We start from the raw sequence: 688 nt of genomic DNA on the forward strand, positions 1-688 counted from the left end.
TAAAACTTATTGATATACATTCCTATTACATTATCGTGTATCTTCTCATTTTTAGAGAAGCAAATTGTTTTCCTGTTCAATCGTTTTATATGTGTCCTGAAATTAAGATTTCGCCTTTCAATTTTCCAGGTAGCATCTTTGCCTATAATGTGCAAATAGTCTGGAGGAAAACAACTGCTATACGCTTCCCAATTATCTGTATTACAAACTCTAATAGGAAGGTGACTAACAGAATCCAAAAGCTTACGCAAGACCTTATTTTGTCGTCGACCATTTTCCCATGCCAAGATATAACCAGTGGCTTTATCTAATAAATACCATGTCCAACGTGGCTCTTTTTTACTCCCAACGTAACTCCAGAACTCATCCCACTCTGTATCATAACAGACAGTTACGTCTAAACAAGATAACTGTTCAGACTCGATCTTATCGATTAAGTAGGGGTTTACCTTTAAGGGCTCTTTTTTTTAAATGAGCGGTAACCGTGTCCTTGCCGATGTTAAGCACTCGACCTATTTCACGCACTCCACTACCATTGAGTGTCATTTTATCTATTTGTTCTTTAGTCCCTGCTTTCCAAGCATTATAACTATAATCAGTCTGGAAATACTTCTTGCAAGAATTACAACGATAGCGTTGTTTACCACAACAAGAACGGCCATTTTTAACTAAATCAGTACTTTCGCAC

General features: G+C 36.9%; 2 protein-coding genes. Both read right to left on the reverse strand.

Annotation, left to right across the window (positions count from 1 at the left end; genetic code table 11):
• Positions 1 to 434 (reverse strand): IS1 family transposase (locus tag ABD985_RS21300; RefSeq protein ID WP_425550449.1); only part of this gene is annotated, 434 nt, incomplete at its 3' end.
• Positions 427 to 688, reverse strand: a 262-nt coding sequence (locus tag ABD985_RS21265; RefSeq protein WP_345375362.1) for an IS1-like element transposase, incomplete at its 5' end; no start/stop codon positions are given. The genes ABD985_RS21300 and ABD985_RS21265, both read right to left, overlap by 8 nt.

It is taken from the genome of Algivirga pacifica, assembly GCF_039543525.1.
GTDB classification, from domain to species: domain Bacteria; phylum Bacteroidota; class Bacteroidia; order Cytophagales; family Flammeovirgaceae; genus Algivirga; species Algivirga pacifica.